The following is a 2,137-nucleotide window of genomic DNA, read 5'->3' as shown; positions in this document are numbered from 1 at the left end:
ATTGGTTGACCAACAAGGTGGACCGTTCCGTAACCGGCAAGATTGCCCGCCAGCAATGCCAGGGTGAAATCCAGTTGCCTCTGAGCGACTGCGGGGTAGTCACATTGGACTATCGCGGCGAAAAAGGTATAGCCACTTCTTTAGGTCATGCCCCTCAGGCAGCCTTGGCCAATCCGGCGGCAGGATCCGTTTTATCGGTAGCCGAAGCACTGACCAATATTGTATGGGCTCCGATGGCGGAAGGACTGGACAGCATCTCACTATCTGCCAACTGGATGTGGCCATGCCGTGCACAGGAAGGTGAAGACGCCCGCTTGTACACTGCCGTAAAAGCCCTTTCCGATTTCTGCTGCTCATTGCAAATCAATGTGCCGACCGGAAAAGACTCTTTGTCAATGACTCAGAAATATCCTGACGGTGAAAAGGTCATCAGCCCGGGAACTGTCATCGTTTCAGCCGGCGGCGAAGTTTCGGATGTGAAAAAAGTGGTTTCGCCCGTATTGGTAAATGATGAAAAGAGTACGATCTACCACATTGATTTCAGCTTTGACAAGTTGCGTCTGGGAGGTTCCGCCTTTGCACAGTCATTGAATAAGGTAGGCGACGATGTACCGACCGTACAAAACCCTGAATATTTCCGTGACGCATTCCTGGCAGTACAGGAACTGGTAAACAAAGGTCTGATTATGGCCGGTCACGATATTTCCGCCGGCGGTCTTATCACCACACTGCTTGAAATGTGCTTCTCGAATATGGAAGGCGGTATGGAAATCAGCCTGAACAAGATTAAGGAAGATGACATCATCAAGATATTGTTCGCCGAAAATCCGGGTATTGTTAAGCACAAAGATGAAGTGAAAAAGATCTTGGAAGAAGCAGGCATAGGCTACGTAAAATTAGGTAAACCGGCTGAAGAACGGCATATCCTGGTAGAAAAGGGAGATGCGACTTACCAGTTCGGCATAGACTATCTGCGCGATGTATGGTATTCCACCTCTTACTTGCTGGACCGCAAGCAGAGCATGAATGGTTGTGCCCAAAAACGTTTCGAGAACTACAAGAAACAACCTTTGGAATTTGTATTCGACAAATCATTCACCGGCAAACTTTCACAGTTCGGCCTGACCCCCGACCGTCGCACTCCGACCGGTATCAAAGCGGCTATTATCCGTGAAAAGGGAACCAACGGCGAACGCGAAATGGCTTACATGCTCTATTTGGCAGGATTTGATGTGAAGGATGTGACAATGACCGACCTGGTCAGCGGACGCGAGACATTGGAGGATATCAATTTCATCGTATTCTGTGGCGGGTTCTCCAATTCGGACGTTTTGGGATCTGCCAAAGGATGGGCGGGAGCTTTCTTGTTCAACCCCAAGGCAAAAGCGGCGCTGGACAACTTCTATGCACGTGAAGATACCTTGTCATTAGGTGTATGCAACGGCTGCCAGCTGATGATAGAATTGAACCTGATCAACCCCGATTTCACCCAAAAAGCGAAAATGCTGCACAATGATTCACATAAATTCGAATCCAATTTTGTGGGTGTTACCGTTCCGATGAACAGAAGTGTCATGTTCGGTTCGTTAAGCGGAAGCAAGCTGGGCATCTGGGTAGCCCATGGAGAAGGTAAATTCTCATTGCCGTATGAGGAAGACAAATACAATGTGGTATTGAAATACTCATACGACGAGTATCCCGGCACCCCGAACGGTTCGGATTACAGCGTAGCCGGTCTGGCTAGTCCCGACGGCCGCCATCTGGCCATGATGCCTCATCTGGAACGCTCTTGTTTCCCATGGCAAAATGCTTATTATCCGGCTGACAGAATAAAGAACGATCAGATTACTCCATGGATGGAAGCATTTGTCAATGCTAGAAAATGGGTTGAGATGAACAAAAAATAAAAACGATTTATTATATTTACTAAAAAAGCGGTGAATCGGACTGATTACCGCTTTTTTGTATATAACAGATTTTGACATGTTAAGGAAAAAATGAATTTCTATCTACAATCATTCCTTATCTTTTTAAAGATAGGATTATTTACCATCGGCGGAGGATATGCCATGGTTCCTCTAATTCAAGATGAAATAGTGGACAAGCGGAAATGGATCGACAAAGAGGACTTTATTGA

1 protein-coding gene and 1 pseudogene (1 of these 2 running past the window's edge) are annotated in these 2,137 nt (G+C 46.7%); both read left to right on the top strand.

Annotated features, from left to right (window positions below; all coding sequences use genetic code 11):
- Window positions 1–1,907: pseudogene (purL, locus tag QZ327_RS14035) on the top strand (phosphoribosylformylglycinamidine synthase) (its annotated part extends 384 nt beyond the left edge of the window); the annotation flags it as partial.
- A 90-nt stretch (window positions 1,908–1,997) separates the two neighbouring features.
- Window positions 1,998–2,137: chromate transporter (locus QZ327_RS14030; protein ID WP_294620312.1), on the top strand; the 140-nt coding region annotated here is incomplete at its 3' end.

Source organism: uncultured Bacteroides sp., assembly GCF_910578895.1.
Classification (GTDB): domain Bacteria; phylum Bacteroidota; class Bacteroidia; order Bacteroidales; family Bacteroidaceae; genus Bacteroides.
This window is presented reverse-complemented; position numbering and strand designations above follow the sequence as displayed.